The organism is Nitrobacter sp., from assembly GCF_051535235.1.
GTDB lineage: Bacteria > Pseudomonadota > Alphaproteobacteria > Rhizobiales > Xanthobacteraceae > Nitrobacter.
On the sequence record NZ_JBPPLZ010000005.1, the window covers coordinates 1 to 23,988 of the forward strand.

At 62.5% G+C, this 23,988-nt stretch carries 30 protein-coding genes, 1 tRNA gene and 1 pseudogene; 9 read left to right on the forward strand and 23 right to left on the reverse strand.

The window, feature by feature from the left end:
• Positions 1-115: pseudogene (locus ACS3WA_RS08205) on the forward strand (IS5/IS1182 family transposase); the annotation flags it as partial.
• Positions 116-388: 273 nt separating this feature from the next.
• Here ACS3WA_RS08205 and ACS3WA_RS08210 read toward each other — a convergent pair.
• Complete coding sequence (locus ACS3WA_RS08210; RefSeq protein ID WP_438278043.1) at positions 389-2,008, reverse strand: peptide chain release factor 3; 1,620 nt, start codon at positions 2,006-2,008, stop codon at positions 389-391.
• Between the two features lie 259 nt (positions 2,009-2,267).
• Here ACS3WA_RS08210 and sugE point away from each other — a divergent pair, with 259 nt between their 5' ends.
• Positions 2,268-2,582, forward strand: a complete 315-nt coding sequence (gene sugE / locus ACS3WA_RS08215) for a quaternary ammonium compound efflux SMR transporter SugE (RefSeq protein WP_438278044.1) — start codon at positions 2,268-2,270, stop codon at positions 2,580-2,582.
• On the opposite strand, the gene ACS3WA_RS08220 is transcribed toward sugE, so the two are convergent.
• The 8 genes from ACS3WA_RS08220 to ACS3WA_RS08255 form a co-directional block, all read right to left on the reverse strand.
• On the reverse strand, positions 2,575-3,579 hold the full coding sequence (locus ACS3WA_RS08220) for an anion permease (protein ID WP_438278045.1): 1,005 nt from the start codon (positions 3,577-3,579) through the stop codon (positions 2,575-2,577). The genes sugE and ACS3WA_RS08220 overlap by 8 nt on opposite strands.
• Positions 3,580-3,592: 13 nt before the next feature.
• Complete coding sequence (locus ACS3WA_RS08225; protein WP_292613398.1) at positions 3,593-4,237, reverse strand: DUF47 domain-containing protein; 645 nt, start codon at positions 4,235-4,237, stop codon at positions 3,593-3,595.
• 153 nt (positions 4,238-4,390) lie between these two features.
• Positions 4,391-5,362: a branched-chain amino acid ABC transporter permease gene (locus ACS3WA_RS08230; protein WP_438278046.1), complete on the reverse strand. Its 972-nt coding sequence runs from the start codon at positions 5,360-5,362 to the stop codon at positions 4,391-4,393.
• Position 5,363: 1 nt separating this feature from the next.
• Positions 5,364-6,227 (reverse strand): branched-chain amino acid ABC transporter permease, encoded by an 864-nt coding sequence (locus ACS3WA_RS08235; RefSeq protein WP_438278297.1) that lies wholly within the window; start codon positions 6,225-6,227, stop codon positions 5,364-5,366.
• A gap of 98 nt (positions 6,228-6,325) precedes the next feature.
• Entirely contained in the window at positions 6,326-7,558 is a 1,233-nt protein-coding gene (locus tag ACS3WA_RS08240; RefSeq protein ID WP_438278047.1) for an ABC transporter substrate-binding protein, read from the reverse strand.
• Between the two features lie 38 nt (positions 7,559-7,596).
• The gene (locus tag ACS3WA_RS08245) at positions 7,597-8,352 is read right to left on the reverse strand and encodes an ABC transporter ATP-binding protein (RefSeq protein ID WP_438278048.1); all 756 of its coding nucleotides are present in this window, start codon (positions 8,350-8,352) and stop codon (positions 7,597-7,599) included.
• Positions 8,345-9,100 carry an ABC transporter ATP-binding protein gene (locus tag ACS3WA_RS08250; protein ID WP_438278049.1) on the reverse strand — a complete coding sequence of 252 codons (756 nt, stop codon included), beginning with the start codon at positions 9,098-9,100 and terminating at the stop codon, positions 8,345-8,347. Before ACS3WA_RS08250 ends, ACS3WA_RS08245 begins: the two co-directional genes overlap by 8 nt.
• A gap of 275 nt (positions 9,101-9,375) precedes the next feature.
• Positions 9,376-9,735, reverse strand: coding sequence for an ArsC family reductase (locus ACS3WA_RS08255; RefSeq protein ID WP_438278050.1), 360 nt, complete (start codon positions 9,733-9,735; stop codon positions 9,376-9,378).
• A 103-nt stretch (positions 9,736-9,838) separates the two neighbouring features.
• Here ACS3WA_RS08255 and ACS3WA_RS08260 point away from each other — a divergent pair, with 103 nt between their 5' ends.
• From ACS3WA_RS08260 to ACS3WA_RS08270, 3 genes are all read left to right on the forward strand, one after another.
• On the forward strand, positions 9,839-10,294 hold the full coding sequence (locus ACS3WA_RS08260; protein ID WP_438278051.1) for a copper uptake system-associated protein: 456 nt from the start codon (positions 9,839-9,841) through the stop codon (positions 10,292-10,294).
• A gap of 215 nt (positions 10,295-10,509) precedes the next feature.
• Positions 10,510-12,552, forward strand: coding sequence for a threonine--tRNA ligase (thrS, locus tag ACS3WA_RS08265; protein WP_438278052.1), 2,043 nt, complete (start codon positions 10,510-10,512; stop codon positions 12,550-12,552).
• Between the two features lie 62 nt (positions 12,553-12,614).
• Positions 12,615-13,178, forward strand: coding sequence for a nitroreductase family protein (locus ACS3WA_RS08270; RefSeq protein WP_438278053.1), 564 nt, complete (start codon positions 12,615-12,617; stop codon positions 13,176-13,178).
• A 139-nt stretch (positions 13,179-13,317) separates the two neighbouring features.
• On the opposite strand, the gene ACS3WA_RS08275 is transcribed toward ACS3WA_RS08270, so the two are convergent.
• Both ACS3WA_RS08275 and ACS3WA_RS08280 read right to left on the reverse strand, forming a co-directional pair.
• Positions 13,318-13,734: a GTA-gp10 family protein gene (locus ACS3WA_RS08275; protein WP_438278054.1), complete on the reverse strand. Its 417-nt coding sequence runs from the start codon at positions 13,732-13,734 to the stop codon at positions 13,318-13,320.
• A gap of 279 nt (positions 13,735-14,013) precedes the next feature.
• Positions 14,014-14,087 (reverse strand) — tRNA-Gly (locus ACS3WA_RS08280).
• Between the two features lie 210 nt (positions 14,088-14,297).
• On the opposite strand from ACS3WA_RS08280, the gene ACS3WA_RS08285 reads away from it, so the two are divergent.
• The 4 genes from ACS3WA_RS08285 (at position 14,298) to ACS3WA_RS08300 (ending at position 15,703) form a co-directional block, all read left to right on the forward strand.
• Positions 14,298-14,645 carry a hypothetical protein gene (locus ACS3WA_RS08285; RefSeq protein ID WP_438278055.1) on the forward strand — a complete coding sequence of 116 codons (348 nt, stop codon included), beginning with the start codon at positions 14,298-14,300 and terminating at the stop codon, positions 14,643-14,645.
• Positions 14,638-14,943, forward strand: coding sequence for a hypothetical protein (locus tag ACS3WA_RS08290; RefSeq protein ID WP_438278056.1), 306 nt, complete (start codon positions 14,638-14,640; stop codon positions 14,941-14,943). Before ACS3WA_RS08285 ends, ACS3WA_RS08290 begins: the two co-directional genes overlap by 8 nt.
• Before the next feature lie 231 nt (positions 14,944-15,174).
• Positions 15,175-15,450, forward strand: a complete 276-nt coding sequence (locus ACS3WA_RS08295; protein ID WP_438278057.1) for a BrnT family toxin — start codon at positions 15,175-15,177, stop codon at positions 15,448-15,450.
• Positions 15,407-15,703 (forward strand): BrnA antitoxin family protein, encoded by a 297-nt coding sequence (locus ACS3WA_RS08300; protein ID WP_438278058.1) that lies wholly within the window; start codon positions 15,407-15,409, stop codon positions 15,701-15,703. Before ACS3WA_RS08295 ends, ACS3WA_RS08300 begins: the two co-directional genes overlap by 44 nt.
• Positions 15,704-15,725: 22 nt before the next feature.
• Here the strand turns inward: ACS3WA_RS08300 and ACS3WA_RS08305 are convergent, their stop codons facing one another.
• From ACS3WA_RS08305 to ACS3WA_RS08360, 12 genes are all read right to left on the reverse strand, one after another.
• Positions 15,726-15,959, reverse strand: coding sequence for a hypothetical protein (locus ACS3WA_RS08305; protein ID WP_438278059.1), 234 nt, complete (start codon positions 15,957-15,959; stop codon positions 15,726-15,728).
• Between the two features lie 117 nt (positions 15,960-16,076).
• Positions 16,077-16,319, reverse strand: coding sequence for a hypothetical protein (locus ACS3WA_RS08310; protein ID WP_438278060.1), 243 nt, complete (start codon positions 16,317-16,319; stop codon positions 16,077-16,079).
• Positions 16,320-16,598: 279 nt separating this feature from the next.
• Positions 16,599-16,907 carry a hypothetical protein gene (locus ACS3WA_RS08315; protein ID WP_438278061.1) on the reverse strand — a complete coding sequence of 103 codons (309 nt, stop codon included), beginning with the start codon at positions 16,905-16,907 and terminating at the stop codon, positions 16,599-16,601.
• A complete protein-coding gene (locus tag ACS3WA_RS08320) occupies positions 16,891-17,346 on the reverse strand; it encodes a hypothetical protein (protein WP_438278062.1) in 456 nt (151 codons plus the stop codon). Before ACS3WA_RS08320 ends, ACS3WA_RS08315 begins: the two co-directional genes overlap by 17 nt.
• Positions 17,343-17,507 (reverse strand): hypothetical protein, encoded by a 165-nt coding sequence (locus ACS3WA_RS08325; protein WP_438278063.1) that lies wholly within the window; start codon positions 17,505-17,507, stop codon positions 17,343-17,345. The genes ACS3WA_RS08320 and ACS3WA_RS08325 overlap by 4 nt, the downstream gene beginning before the upstream one ends.
• A gap of 4 nt (positions 17,508-17,511) precedes the next feature.
• Positions 17,512-18,009: a hypothetical protein gene (locus tag ACS3WA_RS08330; protein WP_438278064.1), complete on the reverse strand. Its 498-nt coding sequence runs from the start codon at positions 18,007-18,009 to the stop codon at positions 17,512-17,514.
• A 6-nt stretch (positions 18,010-18,015) separates the two neighbouring features.
• On the reverse strand, positions 18,016-19,278 hold the full coding sequence (locus ACS3WA_RS08335) for a peptidoglycan-binding protein (protein WP_438278065.1): 1,263 nt from the start codon (positions 19,276-19,278) through the stop codon (positions 18,016-18,018).
• A 47-nt stretch (positions 19,279-19,325) separates the two neighbouring features.
• On the reverse strand, positions 19,326-20,588 hold the full coding sequence (locus tag ACS3WA_RS08340) for a pyocin knob domain-containing protein (protein ID WP_438278066.1): 1,263 nt from the start codon (positions 20,586-20,588) through the stop codon (positions 19,326-19,328).
• A gap of 13 nt (positions 20,589-20,601) precedes the next feature.
• Complete coding sequence (locus ACS3WA_RS08345) at positions 20,602-21,096, reverse strand: DUF4376 domain-containing protein (protein WP_438278067.1); 495 nt, start codon at positions 21,094-21,096, stop codon at positions 20,602-20,604.
• A gap of 44 nt (positions 21,097-21,140) precedes the next feature.
• On the reverse strand, positions 21,141-22,160 hold the full coding sequence (locus ACS3WA_RS08350) for a hypothetical protein (RefSeq protein ID WP_438278068.1): 1,020 nt from the start codon (positions 22,158-22,160) through the stop codon (positions 21,141-21,143).
• Complete coding sequence (locus tag ACS3WA_RS08355; protein WP_438278069.1) at positions 22,153-22,842, reverse strand: hypothetical protein; 690 nt, start codon at positions 22,840-22,842, stop codon at positions 22,153-22,155. Before ACS3WA_RS08355 ends, ACS3WA_RS08350 begins: the two co-directional genes overlap by 8 nt.
• 12 nt (positions 22,843-22,854) lie before the next feature.
• Complete coding sequence (locus ACS3WA_RS08360; protein ID WP_438278070.1) at positions 22,855-23,958, reverse strand: baseplate J/gp47 family protein; 1,104 nt, start codon at positions 23,956-23,958, stop codon at positions 22,855-22,857.
• Positions 23,959-23,988 lie beyond the last annotated feature (30 nt).

A 23,988-nucleotide genomic window follows, 5' to 3' on the forward strand; every position in this document is an offset into this window, starting at 1 on the left:
CATGTTTTGCAGGCTCAAGGATTGGCGCCGCATCGCCACCCGCTACGACAAGCTGGCGCGCAACTTCGAAGCGGCCATCAATATCGCCGCTGTCATAACTTGGTGGACCAATTGAGTCTGGAGCCTAAAGCGCGTTTTCGGGAAAACGGCCGGTCGAGCACCGGCCGTTTTTCATCGACGTCCGGACGGATCAGATTTGCGCCGAAAGGCAAGGAGCAATCTCCAACGAGCCGTCGAAAACAGATCGTCATTCCGGACGCCGCAGCAGCAGCGATCCGGAATCCAGTAACACGAGGAAAATTTATGGATAGATACTGGATTCCGGGTTCGCGCCTTCAGCGCGTCCCGGAATGACAAAAGGAACATATCGCCATGAATGCTCCTTCTCCTATGACGTCTTCTTCACGTCCTTCACGGTGGAGAACGCAATGCCTTCGGCGCGTTCCATCGTGTAGCCGAGATAGAATTCATTCTTGGCCAGAAACACCGGATCGCCGTCGACGTCGTCGGCAACACCAGAACCATTAGCGGCGATAAAGGCATCGAGCTTCTTGGGGTCACCCGACGAAATCCAGCGGGCCAGTTGAAACTCGCTGACCTCGAAATCCACCGGCAGCGAATATTCGGCATCGAGACGCGCTTTCAGCACATCGAGTTGCAGCATACCGACGACGCCGACAAGCGCAGGCGCCCCGTCGCGCGGGCGGAAGACCTGCACGACGCCCTCCTCCGACATCTGCTGCAGCGCCTCCTTCAGCTTCTTGGCCTTCATCGCATCGGTGAGGCGGACACGCCGCACGATCTCCGGAGCGAACGACGGCACGCCGACGAAAGTGACGTCCTCGCCCTCGGTCAGGGTATCGCCGATCCGCAATGTGCCGTGATTGGGAATGCCGACGACGTCGCCTGCGAATGCCTCGTCCGCGATCGCGCGATCCTGCGCGAAGAAAAATTGCGGCGACGACAGCGGCATCGGCTTGCCCGTGCGCACCAGCTTCGCCTTCATGCCGCGCGTCAGTTTGCCCGAACAGAGCCGGGCGAAAGCAATGCGATCGCGATGATTGGGATCCATGTTGGCCTGGATCTTGAACACGAAGGCCGTCATGCGCGGTTCATCGGCGGCAACCTTGCGCAGGTTTGATTCCTGCGCGCGCGGGGGCGGAGCGAATTTGCCGAGCCCTTCCAGGAGGTCGCCGACGCCGAAGTTGCGCAGCGCGGAGCCGAAATACACCGGCGTCAGGTGTCCCTCGCGAAACGCCTCGAGGTCGAACGGCTTGCACGCCTCGGTCGCAAGCGCCAGTTCGTCCCTGATTTCCTCGACATTCAGATTGGCGTTGCGCGCGGCGAGATCGGCGATGTCGATCTGTTCGGCCGCGCCGGTCTTGGCGCCGCCGCCTTCGAGCAGACGGATGCCGCCGGTCGCGATGTCGTAGGTGCCGAGGAAGTCGCGGCCGCGCCCGACCGGCCAGGTCATCGGGGTGGTATCGAGCGCCAGCGTCTTTTCGATCTCGTCAAGCAGGTCGAAGATATCGCGGCTCTCGCGGTCCATCTTGTTGATGAAAGTTATGATCGGGATATCGCGCAGACGGCAGACCTCGAACAGCTTTCGCGTTCGCGCCTCTATGCCTTTGGCGGCGTCGATCACCATGACCGCGGAATCCACCGCGGTCAGCGTGCGATAGGTGTCCTCGGAGAAATCCTCGTGGCCTGGCGTGTCCAGCAGGTTGAAGACCCGGTTCTCGAACTCGAACGTCATCACCGAGGTGACCACCGAGATGCCGCGGTCGCGCTCGATCTTCATCCAGTCGGATCGGGTGTTGCGCCGCTCTCCCTTCGCCTTGACCTGGCCTGCGAGATTGATGGCGCCGCCGAACAGCAGGAGCTTTTCCGTCAGCGTGGTTTTGCCGGCATCAGGGTGCGAGATGATCGCGAAGGTGCGCCGGCGCGCGACTTCCGCCGCCAGCGGCGAACGCGAGGCTGGTTCATTTTGCAGGGCCAGTTCGGACATCAGCGAGCGTGTGGCAGGGAAAACCGGCCGGATCAAGGGGATTCACAGGGTCAAGCGCGGTTGCGAACCAACGCTCGCGGCCTCATATAATACGCGGAAGGACGACCTTCCATCCAGCCTGATCCCCGGTTCTGATAGCAGAACCGGGGTCAGGTGTTTATCTGATGCGTTTTCTTCATGCGAACCGGTATCCATTTCGCTTGAAAACGCTCTGGTATCCGCGGGGACGACCCTGCCCGTGTTTCAAGGAAGGTTCGTCATGGCCTGGTTCATGCTGTTCGTCGCCGGATTGATGGAAGTCGGCTGGGCGATCGGCCTCAAATACACCGACGGATTCACGCGGCTGGTGCCCTCGATACTGACGCTGGCGGCCATGGCCGCGAGCCTGGCGCTGCTCGGGTTGGTGCTCAAGACGCTGCCGATCGGCACCGCCTATGCGGTCTGGACCGGCATTGGCGCAGTTGGAACCGCGATCCTCGGCATTGTGCTGTTCGGCGATCCGGCAACCATGGCGAGACTCGTCTGCATCGGCCTGATCGTCGCCGGCATCGCCGGGCTGAAACTCGTTACTTGACGAACGCCACCGCCCAATAAGCCAATGCGGCGACCAGCGCCGATGCGGGTATGGTGATCACCCACGCATAGACGATGGAGCTCGCGACGTTCCAGCGCACCGCCGACAACCGCCGTGCCGCGCCCACGCCGACGATGGCACCGGTGATGGTGTGAGTGGTCGATACCGGGACGCCGAGAAAAGTCGCCATGAACAGCGTCGCCGCACCGCCGGTCTCCGCGCAAAAACCCTGCATCGGCGTCAGCTTGGTGATGCGAAGGCCCATCGTCCGCACGATCCTCCAGCCTCCCATCAGCGTTCCCAACGCCATCGCGGCCTGACACGCCAGCACCACCCAGAATGGAATCACGAAATGATCGCCGAGATAGCCTTGCGAATACAGCAGCACCGCGATGATGCCCATGGTCTTCTGCGCGTCGTTGCCGCCATGGCCCAGCGAATAAAGCGACGCGGAAAAGAACTGCAAGGTGCGGAACGCGCGATCGACAGCGAACGGCGTCGAACGCACCGCCAGCCACGACACGATGCCGACGAGCACAAGTGCGAGCACGAAACCGACCAGCGGCGACAATACGATCGCGATCAACGTCTTCGACAGACCGCCCCACACCGCCGCCGAAAAACCCGCCTTGGCGATGCCGCCGCCGAGCAGTCCGCCGATCAGCGCATGCGAGCTGCTCGACGGAATTCCGAGTCCCCAGGTGACCAGATTCCAGACCATGGCGCCGACCAGCGCGGCGAAGATCACCTGCGGGTCGATCACGTTGGGTTCAATGATTCCGGTGCCGATCGTGTTGGCGACGTGCAGGCCGAACACCAGAAACGCGGCGAAGTTGAAGAATGCCGCCCACAGCACCGCGTATTGCGGCCGCAGCACCCGTGTCGAGACGATGGTCGCGATCGAATTTGCCGCGTCATGCAAGCCGTTCAGGAAATCGAACAGCAGAGCAGCGGCGATCAGGCCGACCAGAACCGGAAGACCAATCATGGCGTCCACGGCGCAGCCCTGCCTATACCTGCTCGATGACGATGCTGTTGATCTCGTTGGCAACGTCGTCGAAGCGATCGGCGACCTTTTCCAGGTGATCGTAGATCTCGACGCCGACGATGAAGTCCATTGCGTTGGCGTTGCGGTGTTTCAGGAAGAGCTCCTTCAGGCCGATATCGTGCAGATCGTCGACCCGGCCTTCCAGTTTGCCGAGTTCCTCGGTGATCGCCGTCAGCATCGCGACGTTGTTGCTGATCGACTGGAGCAGCGGCAACGCGCGGCCGACCAGATTGGCGCATTCCACAAGCAGCGCACCGATCTCGCGCATCGGGGGTTCGAAGGTGCGTACCTCGAACAACACCACGGCCTTCGCGGTCTGCTGCATCTGGTCGATGGCGTCGTCCATCGAGGTAATCAGGTTCTTGATGTCCACGCGGTCGAACGGGGTGATGAAGGTCCGGCGGACCGCGGTCAATACCTCGCGCGTGATGTTGTCCGCATCGTTCTCGAACTGGCTGACCCGCTGGCAGAACACCGGTGTTTCTTCGCCGCCGTTCAGCATTCCCTGAAGCGCCTGCGCGCCCTGCACGATGGTTTGCGAGTGGCGGGCGAACAGGTCAAAAAAACGCTCCTCTTTCGGCAGAAAGAACCGAAACCAACTCAGCATTGCAGCATTCCACTTCGCAAGACAGAGAACCGGGCCGCCTGTCCGGAGCGCACAGGTGTCATAAACCATTTCCGGGAAAGTGGGCAATCGGCATCGCAACCGGCGGGATCATCCACCGGTTTGTACGGCCAAAGGGCGAGAATCGCGTGATAATTACAGGGATCGCTTAAAATAATGGGCAATTTCGCCGACGACGCCGCGGCGGAAGGTCAGCACGCAGACGACGAAGATCACGCCCTGGATCACGGTGACCCATTGCCCGAAACCGGCCAGATACTGCTGCATGGCAATGATCGCAAAGGCGCCGACCACGGGTCCGAACACCGTCCCGAGACCACCCACCAGCGTCATCAGCACGATTTCACCCGACATTGTCCAGTGCACGTCGCTCAGCGAGGCGTTCTGCGCCACCAGCACCTTGAGCGATCCGGCAAGCCCGGCGAGCGTGCCCGACAGGATGTAAGCCAGGAGCTTGTACTGGTCGGTCTTGTAGCCCAGGGATATCGCGCGCTGCTCGTTCTCGCGGATCGCCTTCAAGACCTCGCCGAACGGCGAGTTGATGGCACGGTAGATCGCCAGAAAGCCGAACAGAAAGCCGCCCAGGATGACGTAGTAAAGCGTATCCGGATGCGACAGGTCGAGAACGCCGAACATCTTTCCCTGCGGAACTCCCTGGATGCCGTCTTCGCCATGGGTGAACGGCGTTTGCAGATAGATGAAATAAAGAAGCTGCGCGAGCGCCAGCGTAATCATCGCGAAGTAGATGCCCTGCCGGCGAATGGCGACAACGCCGGTGATGATGCTGAGCAGAGCCGCCGCGCCGACGCCCGCAAGGATGCCCAGTTCCGGCGGAACACCCCATACTTTCAACGCATGCGCGCAGACATAGCCGGCTGTTCCGAGAAACATCGCATGGCCGAACGACAACAGGCCGCCGTAGCCGAGCAGCAGGTTGAACGCGCAGGCGAGCAGCGCGAAGCAAAGACCCTGCATCACAAAATACGGGTAGATCCCTGTCATCGGCACGATGGCCAGCACCGCGGTCATGAGGATGAAAACGATCATCTCGTCGCCGATGATGCGACGGCTCGACGTCCGAACGGTATTGTCGGTCAATGCTGCCATGTCAGACCGCCCGTCCCGTCAATCCCGTCGGCTTCACCAGCAGCACGAGAACCATGAGCACGAAAACCACGGTATTGGAGGCCTCGGGATAAAAATACTTCGTCAGCCCCTCGATGATGCCGAGCGCAAATCCGGTGATGATCGATCCCATGATCGATCCCATGCCGCCGATCACCACCACCGCGAACACCACGATGATCAGGTCCGCCCCCATCAACGGCCGCACCTGATTGATCGGCGCCGACAACACGCCGGCCAGCGCGGCGAGACCGACGCCCAATCCGTATGTCAGCGTGATCATGCGCGGCACATTGATGCCGAACGCGCGCACCAGCGTCGGATTCTCCGTCGCCGCGCGCAGGTAGGCGCCGAGCCGGGTCCGCTCGATCAGGTACCAGGTGGCGATGCAGACCACCAGCGAACACACGATCACCCAGGCGCGGTAGATCGGCAGGAACATGAAGCCGAGATTGATGCCGCCCTGCAACTCGCTGGGAATGGCATAGGGCAGACCGGAGGAGCCGAAATAGTTCTGGAACACGCCCTGAATAATCAGCGCCAGACCGAAGGTCAGCAGCAGCCCATACAGATGATCCAGCCCCGCCAGCCATTTCAGCATGGTCCGCTCCGTGAGCATGCCGAAGATGCCCACGAGAAGCGGTGCGAGGATCAGCGCCGGCCAGTAGCCGATCCCGAAGACGTTAAGTAGGAAATAGGCGCAGAACGCGCCCATCATGTAGACCGCGCCATGCGCGAAATTGATGATGTTGAGCATGCCGAAGATCACGGCGAGGCCGAGACTCAGCAACGCATAGAACGAACCGTTGATCAGCCCGACTAGAAGCTGCGCAGAGAGCGCCTGCAGATTGATCGACATGTTGCTCCCTGCCCTTCGATCCGTGAATTTTTATCCGTGCGCGATGGCGCCCCGGCGGCTCGGACGCCGCCGGAGCAACCGCAGCGTCAATGCTTGACCAGCGAGCACTTGCTTTCCGACAGCGGCCGGAACGCCTGGTCTCCCGGCGTGGTGCCGACCAGCTTGTAGAGATCCCACGGGCCCTTGGACTCCGCCGGCGTCTTGACCTCGAACAGGAACGCCGGATGAATCGCGCGGCCGTCGATCCGGATCACGCCCTTGCCGAACAGCGGATCGTCGGTCGGCATCTCCTTCATCTTGGCCACCACCTTGGCGCCGTCGTGCGGATTGCCGCCGAGCGCCTCCAGCGCCTTGAAGTAGTGCAGCAGGCCGGCATAGACGCCGGCATGAACCATCGTCGGCATCGCGTGCGTTTTCAGGCGTTCGCTGAAGCGCTTCGAGAAGGCCCGGGTCTGCTCGTTGGCGTCCCAGTAGAACGTTTCGCTCAGGTTGAGCCCCTGCGCCACGTTCAGGCCGAGCGAGTGGACATCCGATATAAACATGAGCAGGCCGGCAAGTTTCTGGCCGCCTTTGACGATGCCGAATTCCGCGGCCTGCTTGATCGAGTTGGTCGTGTCTCCGCCCGCATTGGCAAGCCCGATCACCTTGGCCTTCGATGCCTGGGCCTGCAGCAGATAGGACGAGAAGTCCGCCGTGTTCAGCGGCGCCTTGACGCTTCCCAGCACCTTGCCGCCGTTGGCCTTGACCACAGCAGTCGTATCGTTCTCAAGGGCATGTCCGAAGGCATAGTCCGCCGTAATGAAGAACCACGTGTCGCCGCCGGCCTTCACCATCGCGCTGCCGGTGCTTTGAGCCAGCATGTAGGTGTCGTAGGTGAAGTGGATTGTATTCGGCGTGCACTGCGTATTGGTCAGTTCCGAGGAGCCGGCGCCTGAATCGAGCAGGATGTTATTCTTCTCCTTCACGATGTTGTTGACTGCAAGCGCAACGCCCGAGTTCGGCACGTCGGCGATGATGTCGACCTTGTCGGTGTCGATCCATCGGCGCGCGATGCCGGTGCCGATATCGGGCTTGTTCTGATGATCCGCGGAGATGACGTCGATTTTCCAGCCCTTGGCCTTCAGCCCGGAATCATCGGCCGCCATCTCTGCCGCGACGACGGACCCCTCTCCGCCAAGGTCGGCATACAGGCTCGAAAGATCTGTCAGCACGCCGATCTTGACGTTCTTGTCCGTCACCTTGTCCTGGGCCATCGCGGCGAAGGTCATGCCAAAAGTCAGCGCCGTGCCGACGAGTAGAGCCGTCAATCTGGTCCTCATTTTCTCCCACTCCGTTTTGGTCCCGTCCGGGGACGCTGCTAAACACCGAGATAGGTATGAAGCTTGTCCATGTTGGCCTGCAATTCGGAACTCGCGAAGCCGTCGATGATCTTGCCGTGCTCGACAACGTAGAAGCGGTCGGCGAGCGTCGCGGCGAAGCGGAAATTCTGCTCCACCAGAAGGATCGTGAATCCCTCCGACTTCAATCGCGCGATGGTATGGCCGATCTGCTGAATGATGACCGGCGCAAGGCCCTCAGTCGGCTCGTCGAGCATCAGGAAGCGTGCGCCCGTGCGCAGGATGCGCGCGATCGCCAGCATCTGCTGCTCGCCGCCGGACAGCTTGGTGCCCTGGCTGCGCAGCCGTTCCTTCAGATTGGGAAACAGCGTGAAGATCTGGTCCAGCGACAGGCCGCCGCTGCGCACCGCTGGCGGCAGCATCAGGTTCTCGCGCACGTCGAGGCTCGCGAAGATGCCCCGCTCCTCCGGACAGAACGCAATGCCCAAACGCGCGATCTTGTCCGACGAGGCGCGCGAGATGTCGTGACCGTCGAAACGGATCGACCCGGTGCGCTTGCCGATGATGCCCATGATCGACTTCAGCGTCGAGGTCTTGCCGGCGCCGTTGCGGCCGAGCAACGTGACAACCTCTCCCGCCGCGACGTTGAAGCTGATGCCGTGAAGGACGTGGGATTCGCCATACCACGCTTCCAGATTTTCAACCGCGAGCATGGCGCCGCCGGCGGGCTTTGCGGAACCGGCAATGCCTGGCGCGGTCGTCGTCCCGTTAGCCATGACCAGCTCCCAGATAAGCTTCCCTGACGCGCTCGTCCCTGGTCAGGTCGGCGTAATTGCCCTCGGCGAGCACGTGTCCGCGCGTCAGCACGGTGATGATATCGGACAGGCTCGCGACCACGCTCAGATTATGCTCGACCATCAGGATGGTGTACTTCGCCGAAATGCGCTTGATCAGCGCGGCGATCCTGTCGATGTCCTCATGACCCATGCCGGCCATCGGTTCGTCGAGCAGCATCATTTCCGGATCGAGCGCCAGCGTCGTCGCGATCTCCAGCGCCCGCTTGCGTCCGTAGGGCATCTCCACGGCGGGAGTTCTCGCGAATTCGCTCAGACCCACCTCGTCCAGCAATTCAAGCGCACGAACGTTGAAGCGATCAAGCACCGATTTGGAACGCCAGAAATCGAAGGAATGGCCGTGCTGGCGCTGCAGCGCCACCCTGACGTTTTCAAGCGCCGTGAGATGCGGGAAGACCGCCGAAATCTGGAACGACCGCACCAATCCGAGCCGCGCCACGTCGGCCGGCGCAAGCGCCGTGATGTCCCGTCCGTTATAGAAAATCTTCCCCGCCGAAGGTTTCAGGAATTTGGTCAGCAGGTTGAAGCAGGTGGTTTTTCCCGCTCCGTTGGGACCAATCAGTGCATGAATGCTGCCGCGGCGAACGCGTAGACCGACGTCGCGCACGGCGACAAAACCAGCAAATTCCTTGGTCAATCCATGGGTTTCAAGAATGAACTCATTCGCCACTCAAAAATCCCCCTCAGCTATCGCTCGGTGTCCCCTTCGCGGCTGAGTCATTGCTGCCGAACCCGTTCAGTGCGCTGGACACCACCGGGACACGGTCGTCTTTCAGAATATGATGTCAATGGGCTGGATTGCGCAAGGTGCAAAGTAGCATTCGGCGGGAGTCCGGAGCCGTCATTCCCTCAGCCATTAGTCGAAATGGCGACGTCCTGGGCTTGCCCGCTTCGACGGCCGGTATCGGCGAAGGCGCCGCCATGATGGCGCGGACCGAGGCCGCATTATCGCTTCGACGTCCGGAGCTCCTTCTCGTAAACCTCCGGCTTGAAGCCGACCAGCAGCTTGTCGCCCACCTCCAGCACCGGACGTCTGATCATCGAGGGCTGATCAAGCATCAGGGCCAGCGCGCGGGCCTCGGTCAATCCCGCTTTGTCCGCATCCGGCAATTTTCGGAATGTGGTTCCAGCTCGATTAAGCAACGTTTCCCAACCGAGTTTTGCGGCCCACGCCTTGAGGCGGGCACGCTCGATGCCGGCGGCCTTGTAGTCGTGAAACTCATAGGCGATGCTGTGGCCGTCCAGCCACGCGCGCGCCTTCTTCATGGTATCGCAGTTCTTGATGCCGTAGATGGTCGTGGTCAAGGCGAGGCACTCCGGAGATGCGGCTTGAAACCGGCGGCAGGCTCTTCGCAATGCGCCGCCTGTAAAGCCGACGTATTGTAATCGGATATATAAGGAAATTCTGGTGCTGACGAAACTCTTTGCCTCGCTTGTCGTCCTCTGGAGCCTCATCGGTTCGGCGATTGCGGGGCCGGACGAGGACGCGGTGCGCGATCTGCTCCATTCGAGCTTCGACAAGCCGGAAGCAAAGCTCGTCGTCGCACCGGTGGTTGTCGCGACGGGCTACGCGATTGCTGACTGGACGCAGGGCGAAATGGGCGGCCGCGCGCTGCTGCGGAACAAACACGGGCGCTGGACCATCATCCTCTGCGCTGGAGACGGAATCCGGAGCGCCGAAGCGTTGCGGCATGCGGGCATTGCACCTGATGTCGCAGGTGAACTCGCCGAGGCGCTTGCGAAAGCCGAGCGGGCAGTTCCGCCCGACCGCCTTGCGATGTTTGCCCGGTTCGAGGGGCTGCTGCGGATGGACGAAGCGGGCAATCACCCTCCTGTCCACGACCGGGCCACCGATCGACGATAGAAGGGCAACCCTCCTGCCCGCTCGGATCGGGCCACGCGTAATCCGTGGGCCCGGGGACAGCCCCACCGGGCATGTGGTGGATTCCCGCGAAGCGCCAGTCCGCCCTTTTGCGCCAAAGCGGAACTTTCGGCCGTTGCAACGGGCGAACCGGCTGCTATACCGCTGCATCCCGCTTACCTGCGCTCGTTCGCAGGAGTGAGCCACAGGAGACATCTATGTCCGACAAGAACGAACCCGCATCGGGATTCCAGTATGGCCTCGCCAACCTGAAGCCCGTCTCGCCCGCCGACAACATCACCCTCACCTTTCCGGACGGCGCGCGGCGCGAGTTCCCTAAAAACATCACCGGTCTCGATATCGCAAAAGGCATCTCGCCGTCGCTGGCCAAGCGCACGGTCGCGATGGCGCTCGACGGCGTCGTCAGCGACCTTGCCGACCCGATCGAAAGCGATGCCGGCATCGAATTCATCAGCCGCGATGATCCGCGCGCGCTGGAACTGATCCGCCACGACGCGGCGCACGTTCTGGCCGAGGCCGTGCAATCGCTATGGCCCGGCACGCAGGTGACCATCGGCCCCGTCATCGAGAACGGATTCTATTACGATTTCTTTCGCAACGAGCCGTTCTCGCTGGAGGACTTCCCGGCGATCGAGAAGAAGATGCGCGAGATCATCGCGCGTGACAAACCCTTCACCAAGGATGTCTGGGACCGCGAAAAGACCAAGCAGGTGTTCCGCGACAAGGGCGAGGCCTTCAAGGTCGAACTGGTGGACGCCATTCCCGGCAACGAGCCGATCAAGATCTACTATCAGGGCGACTGGTTCGATCTCTGCCGCGGCCCGCACATGACCTCCACCGGCAAGATCGGCAACGCCTTCAGGCTGATGAAGGTGGCCGGCGCGTACTGGCGCGGCGACAGCAACAACCCGATGCTGACGCGCATCTACGGCACGGCCTTTGCGAAGCAGGACGACCTCGACGCTTACCTGAAGCAGATCGAGGAAGCCGAGAAGCGCGATCACCGCAAGCTCGGCCGCGAACTCGACCTGTTTCATTTTCAGGAGGAAGGTCCCGGCGTCGTGTTCTGGCACGCGAAAGGCTGGACCATCTTCCAGGCCGTGATCGCCTACATGCGCCGGCGGCTTGCGGAAGATTATGACGAAGTCAACGCGCCGCAGATGCTCGACAAGTCGCTATGGGAGACGTCGGGCCATTGGGAATGGTATCGCGAGAACATGTTCGCGGCACAGTCGGCCGGGGACGAGGCCGAGGACAAGCGCTGGTTCACGATCAAGCCGATGAACTGCCCCGGCCATGTGCAGCTCTTCAAGCACGGGCTGAAGAGTTATCGCGACCTGCCGCTGCGGCTCGCCGAATTCGGCGTGGTGCATCGCTACGAGCCGTCGGGCGCCATGCACGGCTTGATGCGGGTGCGCGGCTTCACCCAGGACGACGCGCATATCTTCTGCACCGAGGACCAGCTCGCCGACGAATGCCTCAAGATCAACGAGCTGATCCTGTCGACCTATGCCGACTTCGGCTTCGACGGCGAGTTGACGGTGAAGCTCTCGACGCGCCCCGAGAAGCGGGTCGGCTCGGACGCCGCGTGGGATCACGCCGAAGCTGTCATGGCCGATGTGCTCAAGCGCATCGCCGCATCGAACAATCGCATCAAGACCGAGACCAATCCCGGCGAAGGCGCGTTCTACGGACCGAAGTTCGAATACGTGCTGCGCGACGCCATCGGCCGCGACTGGCAATGCGGCACCACACAGGTCGACTTCAACCTGCCGGAGCGGTTCGGCGCGTTCTATATCGATGCCGACGGCGCCAAGAAGGCGCCGGTGATGGTGCATCGCGCGATCTGCGGCTCGATCGAACGCTTCATCGGCATCCTGATCGAGCACTTCGCCGGCAATTTTCCGCTCTGGCTTGCGCCGGTGCAGGCGGTCGTCACGACCATCACCTCCGATGGCGACGAGTACGCCAAGGAGGTCGCTGCCGCGGCGCGGCGCGCAGGGCTGCGCGTCGAGCTCGATCTGCGCAACGAGAAGATCAACTACAAGGTGCGCGAACACTCGCTGGCGAAGATCCCCGCCCTGCTCGTGGTCGGCAAGAAGGAAGCCGAGAGCCGATCGGTCTCCGTCCGCCGCCTCGGCAGCGAGGGTCAGAAGGTGATGCCGACCAATGAGGCCATCGCGGCGCTGGCGGAGGAAGCCATACCGCCGGATATCAAGCGGGAGCGGAGCAAGGCCTGACGCATCACCTCCTGCGCTCCATCAGCAGTTTCAAAGCGAACATCCATTTCAAGAGAGCACCTATGCCCGACGTTATCGATTTCCTGCGCACCCGTCGCTCGGTCAAACCGCGCGACATGAGCGCGCCCGGTCCCTCGGCTGAGGAGATCGAAACTATCCTCACCATCGGCGCGCGCGTGCCGGATCACGGGAAGATCGCGCCGTGGCGATTCATCGTGTTCGAAGGCGATGGCCGCGCCCGTGCCGGCGACGTCATCGCCCGTGTCTATGCGCGCAAGAACCCATCGGCTCCACAGGAGGAGATCGAAATCGAAAAGCACCAGTTGACGGAAGCGCCGCTGGTGATCGGCGTGGTGAGTTGTATCAAGCAGCACCCCAAGGTGCCGTCGTGGGAGCAGGTGCTGTCGGCAGGCGCCAGCGCCATGAGCATCGTCAACGCAGCCAACGCGCTCGGCTATGGCACGAACTGGCTGACCGGCTGGTTTGCCTACGATCGCGACGTGCTCGACGGCCTCGGATTGAAGCCGGACGAAAGATTCGCGGGCTTTATCCATATCGGCACGCCGACAAAACCGAACAAGGACCGACCGCGTCCGGCCTTGTCGGACATCGTGACGCGGTTCTGAGCTATAGCGTTGTCGAGCATGTCCTCGGGCCTGACCCGAGGATGGCTGCCGTTTCGTGTCAGGAAAACGCGTCTAAACACCAATCCGGAGCCTCGCTTCTGATTCAATCAGAAGCGAAAATGTTCTGGCGAATGGATGCTTACGCTTTTCCCTCCGCCTTTTCCGCGCCGGCAAGCGCGGCAATGGTTTCCGATGCAATCTGCGCATTGGCTTCGAGCGGCTTGCCATGGACATGCTCATCGACAAGCGCAAACGCTTCATCTTCGGGCATTCCGCCCCCGATCAATCCGAGCGCGATGACGTTTTCCACGTCCTCGGCCGAATAGACCTTTTCGACAAAGCGTCGGTGACAAGCCGCCGGGGTGTCGCCGTATTGTCCGGCGAACGGAGCCCTGCCTATGCCGAGACGGGCAATCGTGACCATTCTCGCGACCTGCTTCAATTTCGCCCCGCCCGCGATCATGGCGAGAACCCTGGGCTCGTTCAAATTGAAGGTGCGCGTCTTGCCGGCAAACTCAATCTTGCGAGCGCTGGGATTGGTGCTGGGATTGGTCATTTCAAAACCTCATGGGTGACGTTGGCGGCGATCTGCGACGGAGTAAGCCGGCATTTGGAGCCATCAGCGAAGTCGGCCGATGCTCTCGGAAATGACGCGGACAGCGCAATCGAACAGGCAACGACAGATAATCTCATGCAGCGGGATTGCTGCGAGAGTTGGGGTTTTCCGTGTGCTGGGCGGACCCCAACGGGCCGAAACGATCTTCCGTCTCGAGACCTGGAACGTAACGATATTGCGAGATCATCACCAACTACTTGATCTTGTTAAGAAACACCCTGGAGCGGGTGAAGGGAATCGAACCCTCGTATTCAGCTTGGAAGGCTGCTGCTCTACCATTGAGCTACACCCGCGCAACGCATCTAGCGTTCTGATTTTATTGCCATTTGCATACGACATCCGCAAGGGGCAAATCACTCACCTGCAGAACAGAACGGCATCAAGCGGAGCTTTGGAGACCAAAAGTCCCGTAGAAATTCCCGCGCGGAGTTCATGCTGCGTTCCCGGCCAAGCTGTCGGGGCAAAGCCCTAACATCCGTAAAAACCAATCCTAGATTCGCTGGATGAGCACCAATCATCCCGTCCGAAAACTCGGTCGACAGCCATTCCGTAAAATGCCTTTCGCGCATTTCTACGACATCGAAGCCGATGCGAGACTGTCGATCGAGCGTGACTTGCGTTTCGCGCCGGTGCCGATCTCTGGCGGTATGCGGAAGGCCTTGGCGAAGGAACAAAGATTCCAGAACGCGCTCCGCTTCAAGGCGCGGCGCCTCTATCGAGAGCCCGATATTTGGCGCGCCTATGGCCTTTGGGTCTCGTCATGTCCCCGGTGCCGGCATGTGATGTTTTTCGATGAAATCAGCCCAGGGGACCGGATCACCTGCGATCGTTGCAGGAAGATTTATGATTAGCTGGTCCCGCCGCTTCGAAGACCCCGTTCCGATGCCCGATGGCAGCACGATACGAACGATCGGAGAGGCCGCGGAATACGCGACCTCCCTGCCCCGCAAGATCGGCAACACAGAGCCCTGGCAACACGCCGCGAAGGAGCTCCACCTGGCTGCCGAGCATGGCGGGCCATTCGTCTTCATTGCCCGAGTCGCCTTCTACCGCGCCGTCTACGGCGATACTCCGCCGCCGATCGGCAACCCGGAGGGGAAGAAGGGACACAAGTGGCGGACGAAACGAAAGCTGGCGAGGGATCGATAGTCCTCGCCTGAATACGAAAGAGAAAATTATTCTAGGGTTAGGTTGATCTAAGGGTAGAAGAATATTCTAGCCGTTTATGGCGACCATCCGCCGCCGATTGGCAACCCGGAGGGAAAGAAAGACTGAGGGTCGTTAAAGGAGACACGTGCGCCCGACTGCCGCCACAGCCTTCTATTTCCGTACGTACAATTATTATTGACATGACGAATAAATGTATGTACGTTTATTCGCATGAAGATCACCTTCGACCCCGCCAAGCGCGCCGCGACCCTTGCCCATCGCGAGATGGATTTCGCGGACGCGGCGCAGGTGTTCGAGGGCGATCATGCGACGTGGCTCGATGACCGCTTTGACTACGGCGAGACGCGCCAGATCACGGCGGGATGGCTCGACGGCCGCATGGTCGTATTGGTCTGGACCGCCCGTGGCAGCGACTGCCACGTCATTTCCATGAGGTACTGCCATGCCAAGGAAGAACGCAAAATCCGCCGCCGCTTCGGTCTCTAAGGGCCGGGCGTGGCGCGACCCCGACGACGCGCCGGAGATCACCAACGCCATGCTCGATCGCGCCACCATCGTGAAGGGGGGCAAGGTGATCCAGCGTGGCCGGCCGCCGCTCGGCGACAACGCCAAGCAGCCGGTCACGGTACGGCTCGACGCAGACGTTGTCGCGTCATACCGGTCGCTCGGACGTGGCTGGCAGACGCAGATGAACTCCGACCTGCGCCGCGCCCGCAAGTTGAAAAAAGGGGCGGGATAACGTCGCTCACACGCTCAGATGATCAAGCCACTATTCTACGGCCTAATCTGTCTTGAGCGTAAAACTGAGCTAAACGACGGAAACTCTGGATTGGTCGATCGTTTTGCCAAAGCTCAACTTCGACCACGCCATTACAACCGTGCTCTTCAAAAAGTTGATAGACGAATTTGAAGGCGTCGTCTTCATTATAGAATTTCACAGCGCCGATCTTTGAAGGGGCTAATGGTCCAGTCGAATGCCTGACTTCCAAGGGCATGGCGCGCCTTTCGTACAAAAGATGTTACTCCCTTTCATATCAAGAAAAGGCCGCGTCATCCATCGAAAGTGAGCAGCGCGACAGCACAGCGGTCTAGCGGCTGGACGACGTCGGCAATCATGCCGGCCACCTGAACGCGATCGCGCCGGCGACGGAGCGCGGCCGCTCGCGCACTCGATGACCATCATTGCCAGACTTGACGATCCAGCGGCCATCAGCGGTGCGGCCGGTTATTCGGCCGACGTGGTGACGCCACACGACGATCGCGCCGACATGCGGGCCATGCGCCGGCCGGCCGTAACCGGCCCACCAGCGCGCCACATTGGCAGCAGGATTGGCTACTCCGAGATGGCGGCGCATCCACCAGCCGCACCAGGCGCGAGGCCTGATCCAGTTAACCGCCCTCCCCGCACCTTCGGCCAGGACGCGGCGAAGGCCGGGACGAACGGGTCGAGTTTTTTCATTTCTTGAAACAACCGATGGCATCGAGCACGGCCGCATGACCGGATCGGCGCAGCCGACCCTCTCCTGATTGGAGAGAGGTCGCCTCGGCCTCGCATCGGCCTGAGACGCGAACAGGACGGCGCAAAGCGCCACTCCCAGAACAAGGGCGGTCGGTCGCATGTCGATCTCCGAAGTTCAACGCAGACGAGACTCGTTGCGGATCAGTTCCAGCGCGGCCTTGCAGGCTATCAGCGCGTCCCTGCTCTCCTTGAGCAGCTCGGTCGCGCGGCGGCTCTCCTCGGCCATGTCGTGCACCGCCTGCATCATGTCGTGCAGCGGCCCCATCATCAGCCAGGGCGGGATCTGTTCGCGCGAGGCTCCCCTGTCCTTGTTGGCGCGAAAAATCAGGTAGACGCCGCCCAGCACGATCAGCAGGGCGACCGCGCCCTGGACCAGCGGATACGGACCCAGCGCATCGAACGCCTTGCTAGTCGTCCCTTCCATCGCCGCCCCTCATCGCCAGCGCGCGGTAGATCGAAACCAGTTCGATCGCCGTGAAAATAAGATATGCCGGCGCGTTGAGCGACGTGAGATTGTCGGACGGAACGGCGATCAGACCCAAAAACATCTGCGACCAGATCAGCGCGCCGACCAGCGCGCCGATCGCTCTCAGCCACGGACCGTAGGACGGCCAGCGGCCATTGGCGATCAGGGCCGCCATCCGCACCGCCCCGACCGAAATGAAGAACAGCGCGATGGATCCGGCCGACACAAAGCCGGACAGCAGATCGAGCGCCCTGTAGTTGCTCACGGGCGGCGCGGCCATGATCTGAAGGCCGATGCCGACCATGATCAGCGCGTGGCCGACTTCGCTGACGCGGTTGTTGAAATGCTGCAGCAGTCCGGCGACCGAGCAGCGCATCCGTTCACCCGGCGGCGTCATTGCGGAAGCGCCCCGACGGCATAGTCGTGCCGCACCGAGTCATACCACCCTGCGCTCGCGGACAGGCGCGCGTTGGCCTGCAGCAATGCCGAATGCGTCAACCGCAGCGCCGCGCGTGCGTCCTGCCCCTTGTAAAGCTTCGGCACCGCGACCGGCGTCATCAGTTCACTTGGCGTTTCGGGCAGGCTTCGCGCCGCCGGACCGGGGGGCGATGCGCAGCCGCCCAGCGTCAAGATCGCTGTCATCGAGAGCGCACGCAGGCTTCGCCTTGAGGCGCTCGATATAGGCTTGATCCTGGTCATGCTGCGCCCTTGCCTCCCTTTCGATGTCATCTGCCCGCTGCTTTTCATCCGCCTGCGCCTTGAGCGCCTGCGCTGTATCGAACTTCTCGTTGCGAAGCTGCGCCTCGAGCTGATCGGCGCGGCATTCCTTCGCCGCCTGGTGATGGCCGAGCCAGTAGAAGCCGACCATCGCCAGCACGAACACGGCCGCGACAACGCATCGCGTGCATGACAGAATGCGCGCCAGAATCGGCTGGACGATCGCGATGACCACGGTCGGCCCGAGAATGATCGCCGCCGCGGCGGCCGCGATCGCGCCGCCGACGCCGAGCAGGCCGATCGCCCAGGCGGCGAGCGTCATCAGCGAATTGAGACTGAGCATCGGCCCCTATAGCCCCATGTTGGTGGCGTTGCGGTGATCCTCGACGCGCTGGCGGATGATGTCGCGGCCGTAGCGGACGGCGAAGAATCCGCAGACGATCAGCGCGAGCCACCACCACGTTTGCAGAACGCCAGCGACCCAGCCGCCGAGGTCCTGCACCTGCTCGAACACGCCGCGGAAGGTCGACACCTGATCGGCCGTGCCCTTGACCGTATCGAGCAGCCCCGTCCTGTCGGCGGCCTGCCCGCCGCCGGTGACCACGCCGGCGCCAGCGAGGATCTTCCCGATCAGCGAAACCTTGTCCGCCCGCGCGACGGTTGCCGAGCCTCCGGCGCGCAGATCGGCCGCCGTCGCGGCCGCCCGTTTCTCGGCCACGGGCTTGGAGAGGTCGCGCTTCAGGGCCTCGCGCGTCGCCGGCCCGACTTCGCCGTCGCCTGACAATCCACGGTCGAGCTGGAACGCGATGACGGCGATGCGCGTCGCCCGGCCGTATTTCCCGTCGATATTGCCGACCCGATAGTTCAGTTCGACCAGGCGGCGTTGAAGGGCTTCAACCTCGTAGCCCTTCGATCCAAGCCGGAGGATGCCGTCGTTCGCCGGCGCCGGCGCTTCCGCCCCGAGCGCCGAGCGCCATTTCCTGGTCCAGGCTTTGCGATCGGACAGGCCTGTCAGGCCGCCGTTGAGATGGTGCGTCGTCGCTTCGATATCGCCGCGCTCGGCGAACGGCAGGCAGCCGCATTTGACGAAGTCGATCGCGGCGCTTTCGAGGAAATGGGCGGGATCGTTGACCAGGTCTGGATCGGACAGCAGATCGAGCCCGGTGATGCTGGCAAGATGCGCATAGGCGCTCCGTCCCGTCGTCTGGGTCGCGCCGCGGCCGCGATAGATGTATCCGTCGTCGGTGCCGACCCGGTTGCCCATGCGGCCGTTATAGACCTTGTTCGCCAGCTTCTTCGGGTTGTTGGCGTAAGGCGCGGCGCTGGCCAGCGTCGGGAATCGGGAGGGCCAGACCGCCATCATCCGGCGCGCGGTGTAATTCAGGTTCTCGACGACTTCGGTGCCGCCGCCGCATTCCTGCGAAATCTGGCCCATGAAGATCGCGATGACGTCCGGTGTGTCGAAGCCGTAACGTGCCGCGATGTCCGGCATCTGCTGGGCCATGGCGGCGCGCAGCCCCGGAATGCATTTGTCGCCCTGCGGCCACAGCCGCCACAGCGCATCGTTGAAACGCGACACATCGAGGCCGTTCGCGGCAACCGCGTCGGTCATGTCAGTTCTCCGATTTCAGTAATTTGAAAATCAGCCGGGCGTCGCTGCTAGACCCGGCGCGCCTGGATGTCGCCGATGACCTGATAGGTCGAGACCGCGTAGCTCGCCATCGCGTTCAGGTAATAGGTGGTGTTCGCGGCGATCGCGACCCGCTGGCGCGGAATCGTCATCGCGATCGACATGTCGGCGAGCGGCGAACTTCTGCTGATGCGCTGATTGGCTTTCGCGACCAGCGCCGCCGTGACTGTTGCGGCCGTGGTGCTGACCGCCATGGTCCAGTCCGACGACGTGGTGGCCCCGGCGCCGTTGAACAGCCCCATGGCCTCGATATCCCACACGCCCGGCGTCAGGGTGATCGAGGTGACGGTTCCCGGCGTCGCGCTCGCCGAAAAATTCAGCGTCACGCCGGTGCTCGCGATCAACTCGCCGACCTTGCCGGCCGCCGGTTGCGTCGTCCCCGTAGTGCCGGGCAATTGCCCGACCGGAAACCCGACGATCGACCACCCGCCCCAGGTGCCCGCATTGCGCGTGCGCTGATAGGTGTCGCCGGTATCCATGCGCACCGCGCGCTGCGAGACATAGCTCGCGCTCGACCCGACCTGCACGTCGAGAAAATAGGGATTTCCCGACGTCGGCGCGTTCGGGCAGGTCCCGGCGCTGTAATAGGTCCCCTCGACCGATAGCGTGTTGAAATCGGTGCCGTTCGCGATCGCGATTGCCCGGTTGAGCGCGGCGATCACGTAAGCCGTGGTCGCCAGCTTGGTGGAGTTGTCGCCGGCGGCCGGTGTCGGCGCCACCGGCGTGCCGGTCAAGGTAGGCGAGTTGAGTGGCGCCTTGAGTGCCAGCGCGGTCGTGACGGTCGAGGCGAAGTTCGAGTCGTTGCCGAGCGCGGCGGCCAGCTCGTTGAGCGTGTCGAGCGCACCCGGCGCGCTGTCGATCAGCAAGGCGAGAGCGCGATCGGCATAGGCCGTCGTCGCCAGCCTGGTCGAATTGTCGCCGACGGCCGGCGTCGGCGCTGTCGGCGTGCCGATGAAGGACGGCGAGTTGAGGCCAACCGAGCCGGTCGCGGCAAGAAAGGCGGCGGCATCGGCGCTGTTCATGATCCCGCGCACGAAGTCGGAGATCTGGAACGTGCCGCCGGCGCCGGCGGCGTCGAGATACGGCACGACCCTGTTCTGCACGCCGAGCACCAGCAACGCGCCGAGCAAGCCCTCGACCGTGTGTTCATCGTTCCAGTCGCTCGGCTTGACCTGTCCCGAGGGGACGCCGCCGTCCTCGAACGGTGAGCTGAATCTGTGCCTGATCGCCATCCACGCCCCCCCCTTATTGAGCCACGATCGCGGCGTCGATCTCGGCCTTGGTGGTGATGGTGCCGGCGTTGATCTTGACGACGGCTGCGGCCTCGGCTGCAAAACACGAGGCGACGAATGCGCCGACGGCTTGCGCGATCGCGATGATCTGCGCGGCCGACAAGGCTGCAAAACTGCCATCGGAGCCCTTCCACATCGTCGAGAAATCCGCGTCGGCTTGCGCCATGTTATACGCCGCCGACAGCATCGCCTGCGACTGCCGGTCGGTCGCGATGCTTACCCCGTTCATGACCACGCTCGCGGTCTCGACGGCATACCGCCTGGCAGCGGCATAGGCCAAAAGACTTTCCTTGCGCAGGCTGGCAAGATCGAGCGCCGAGACGCGATCGATCGCAAGGTCTGGGCCGTTGAGATTGGCGCCGTCGTAATTCAGGACACTGACATCCTCGCGAGACAGCTCGCCCATCACCAGCGAAACCGTATCGACATCCATTGCAATCGATTTCATTGTCTTTGCTCTTTTCGAATGGTTATGAAGGAACAGCGGGCGGCTTAATTGCCGATGCGCACCGCCGTCAACGTTCCGGCGAGCGCGTTGCCGCCATTGAAATCGCCGCTCAACGTGGTGCCGACCCACGACTGCACTTGAAAGGTGTCTGCCGCCATGACGCTCGCGAAACACACGAGGTTGCGGTACGTCGTCAGATCTTGGCCGGCGAGCAGATAATCGGCCTCGAAGTCGACTCCGCCGTCGACCTGCGTACCGTTTTGCGTCAGCCTGATCTGGTGAGCGATGTTCGTTGCGTTGATCACGCTGTTGACGCGCGTCGCGCCGCTCACGTTGAACATGTAGAATCCGTCCGGGAGGCTGAATGAATTCGCCCCCACCGTCGGCGCCATGTTGGCGGCGGTTCCGGCCGAAAGGCCGTGCGTGGTCCAGGCCCCTCGAGGCACCGATGCGATCGCGCCGACGGCGACCGTGCAATACGGCGTGAAAACAACCTTTTCGGAAAGCGTCGACACGAGCTGGAGATTCGTGCCATCAAAAACGAATTCGGCAATCTGGCCGGCAATTAGCATTCCCTTCTGAAGATCCTGCCCGGCGACGGTTTTTGCCGATACCGGCGCGTTGCCGTTCACGACGACCGTCGTCGCTCCGGTATTGGCGTTTGCGATCTTGACGCGAATGCGCATGCCGGCCTTGAGCTCGGGCGGCGCCGGCGACAGCGCGACGATCAACTGGTTGACGGTAGAACTCGTGTCGGCCGACCAGGCCGGCTGCGCGCGCTGATAGAGGTGCTGGCACGCACGCCACAACAAATCGTCGGCGGCATTGTCCTGCGCGACGATATCCGCGCCGCCCGCGGTCTGCCCGTTGCCGCGCGCGATCGCGCGGACATTGGCCAGGATCGAATTGAACCAGGCGGCATTGAACTGGGTGCCGTCATCGATGCTCGGACTGCTACAGTCGTTATGCCATGTATCGACCGTGCCGAACGAGCGGGTTTCGCCGGGGCGGATGAGGACGGCGCCCGAGGCCGAAGCGGGGCCGAAAAGGTCAACGTTAGTCATTGTGTCCCTCGTAAACGATCTGGATTTCGGCGTGCACGATCCGCGACATCAGGCACATCAGCGGCAGGATGTTCGGCCCACACGATTGACGGCGTCCGGCGCGCATGCGCCCGGCGATCGACGGCAGGGACCGGCCGCCGGTGAAGGCCGGCGAGGAATTGAGGTGAACGATCACCTTGAGCTGAGCCAGATTGCGGATCGCGCCGGCGCGGGCGCGACCGGCGCGGCTGTTCATGCGCGAGCCGCACTTCACCACGGATTCCGAGCACTCGATCGACCAGCCCATGCGCGCGGCGATCGCGGCGTAATAGTCGCAACGCGTGCCGCCGATCGCGGCGACCTTGGCGCAGAGGTCGGGAAACGGATCGCAGGCATCCGGCAAGCCGTATTCGGCCATCCATTGATCCCGCGTCTCGCTCTGGGAGGCGCACCAAAACTCGAGGCGAAGCGCACAGAGCCGCTGGTTCAGGAAATAGAAAACGTCGGAAACCGCGGCCCAATACCGGCGCAGAATGCTCGGCGCTTCGTACGCCGTCGAAAACGCTGCGTTGTCGAATGCTTTCGGTGAAAATCCGATGTCCGCTCCCGGCCGCGGACCGCTTTCATGGGTCTGCCAGGCGCGGCCGCGCGGAAGCAACGCGAGCGCGGCCGCCAGGACTTCGTGAGGTGTCGGGCATTTCATCTTGCATTGGCCTCAAGCAAAATTGACGGCGCCAAGGGTCGCGATCTGCCCGGCGACCAGCGCGACGTCCCCGGCCGGCAATGAGATGCCGTGGCGCTCCTCGCCGCTTGCATTGGCGACGGCCTGCCAGATCCACGACCGCGAAAACGATGTCGGCGACGCCAGGTAGGGCATGCTGTCGAAGGCGCTGTCATTGCCCGCCACCCGCGACTTGCGAAAGAACGCGTCCTTCAGTTCTGCAACGACGGCACTCCTGACTGCGGCGGTATCCGGCGAGAGCCCGGCGATGACGGTATCGACGGGGACGGCGACGGGCGCGGCGATCGTGACGAGAGCGCCGGCGGGCCGCACCGTTTCGATGTAGTCGGCGACGCGCTGGACGCTCGCCGCGTCCGGGATTCCATCCGGGAACAGGTCGTCCATCAGGACGAACACGCGAACCGTCCCCGGACCATTCCAAAGCCGCTCCACATAGACGCGCGTGACGCCGGCGACCTGCTGGGCCCACATCACATAATCGGACGCAGCGCCGCCGTGCGGCGGGTTGCGCTTCCGGAACAGGATACGGGCGCGGTAGCTTTCAATGTCTTCCACGTCGACGCCGAGCGTGATGCCGGCTGCATTCACGGCAGCCAGCGCCGGGCCGGTGACGCCGGAGACGATTTCGAGTGATGTTCCGCCTTCGGCATTGGTTGCCAGACCATCGACGGCGGCGATCACGTTCAGCGTCAGCGTTCCCGCGGTCGCGATCGAGCCTCCGGCCTGCACGATGTATTCGATGCCGTCTGCGCGGCGCAGCAGGGCGCCGGCATCGACAGCGACGGCGTCGGTCGCGGCGAAATCGACCTTTCCGGCGGCCGGCGCGGCCGGCTTCTGCGGGATGCCGAATTCCGCCCCGTGAAGCTGAAGGCTTTCCAGATCGGGCGCCGTATGCGCAAAAATCTGTCGCGAGATGTATGAAGCGAAGCCAAAAACCTCGAACGTCATGCCGGCGATGACCTTCGCGCTGGCATAGACGTTGTTCGGCCACAGCCAGGCGTCCGAGCCCTTCAGGTTGGCGCGGAATGCCTGTCGGGCCTTCGTTGCCAGGTCGGCAAGAGAAGGCAGCGCGTACATCGAAACCCCTGTTGAATTTTCGGGAAATCG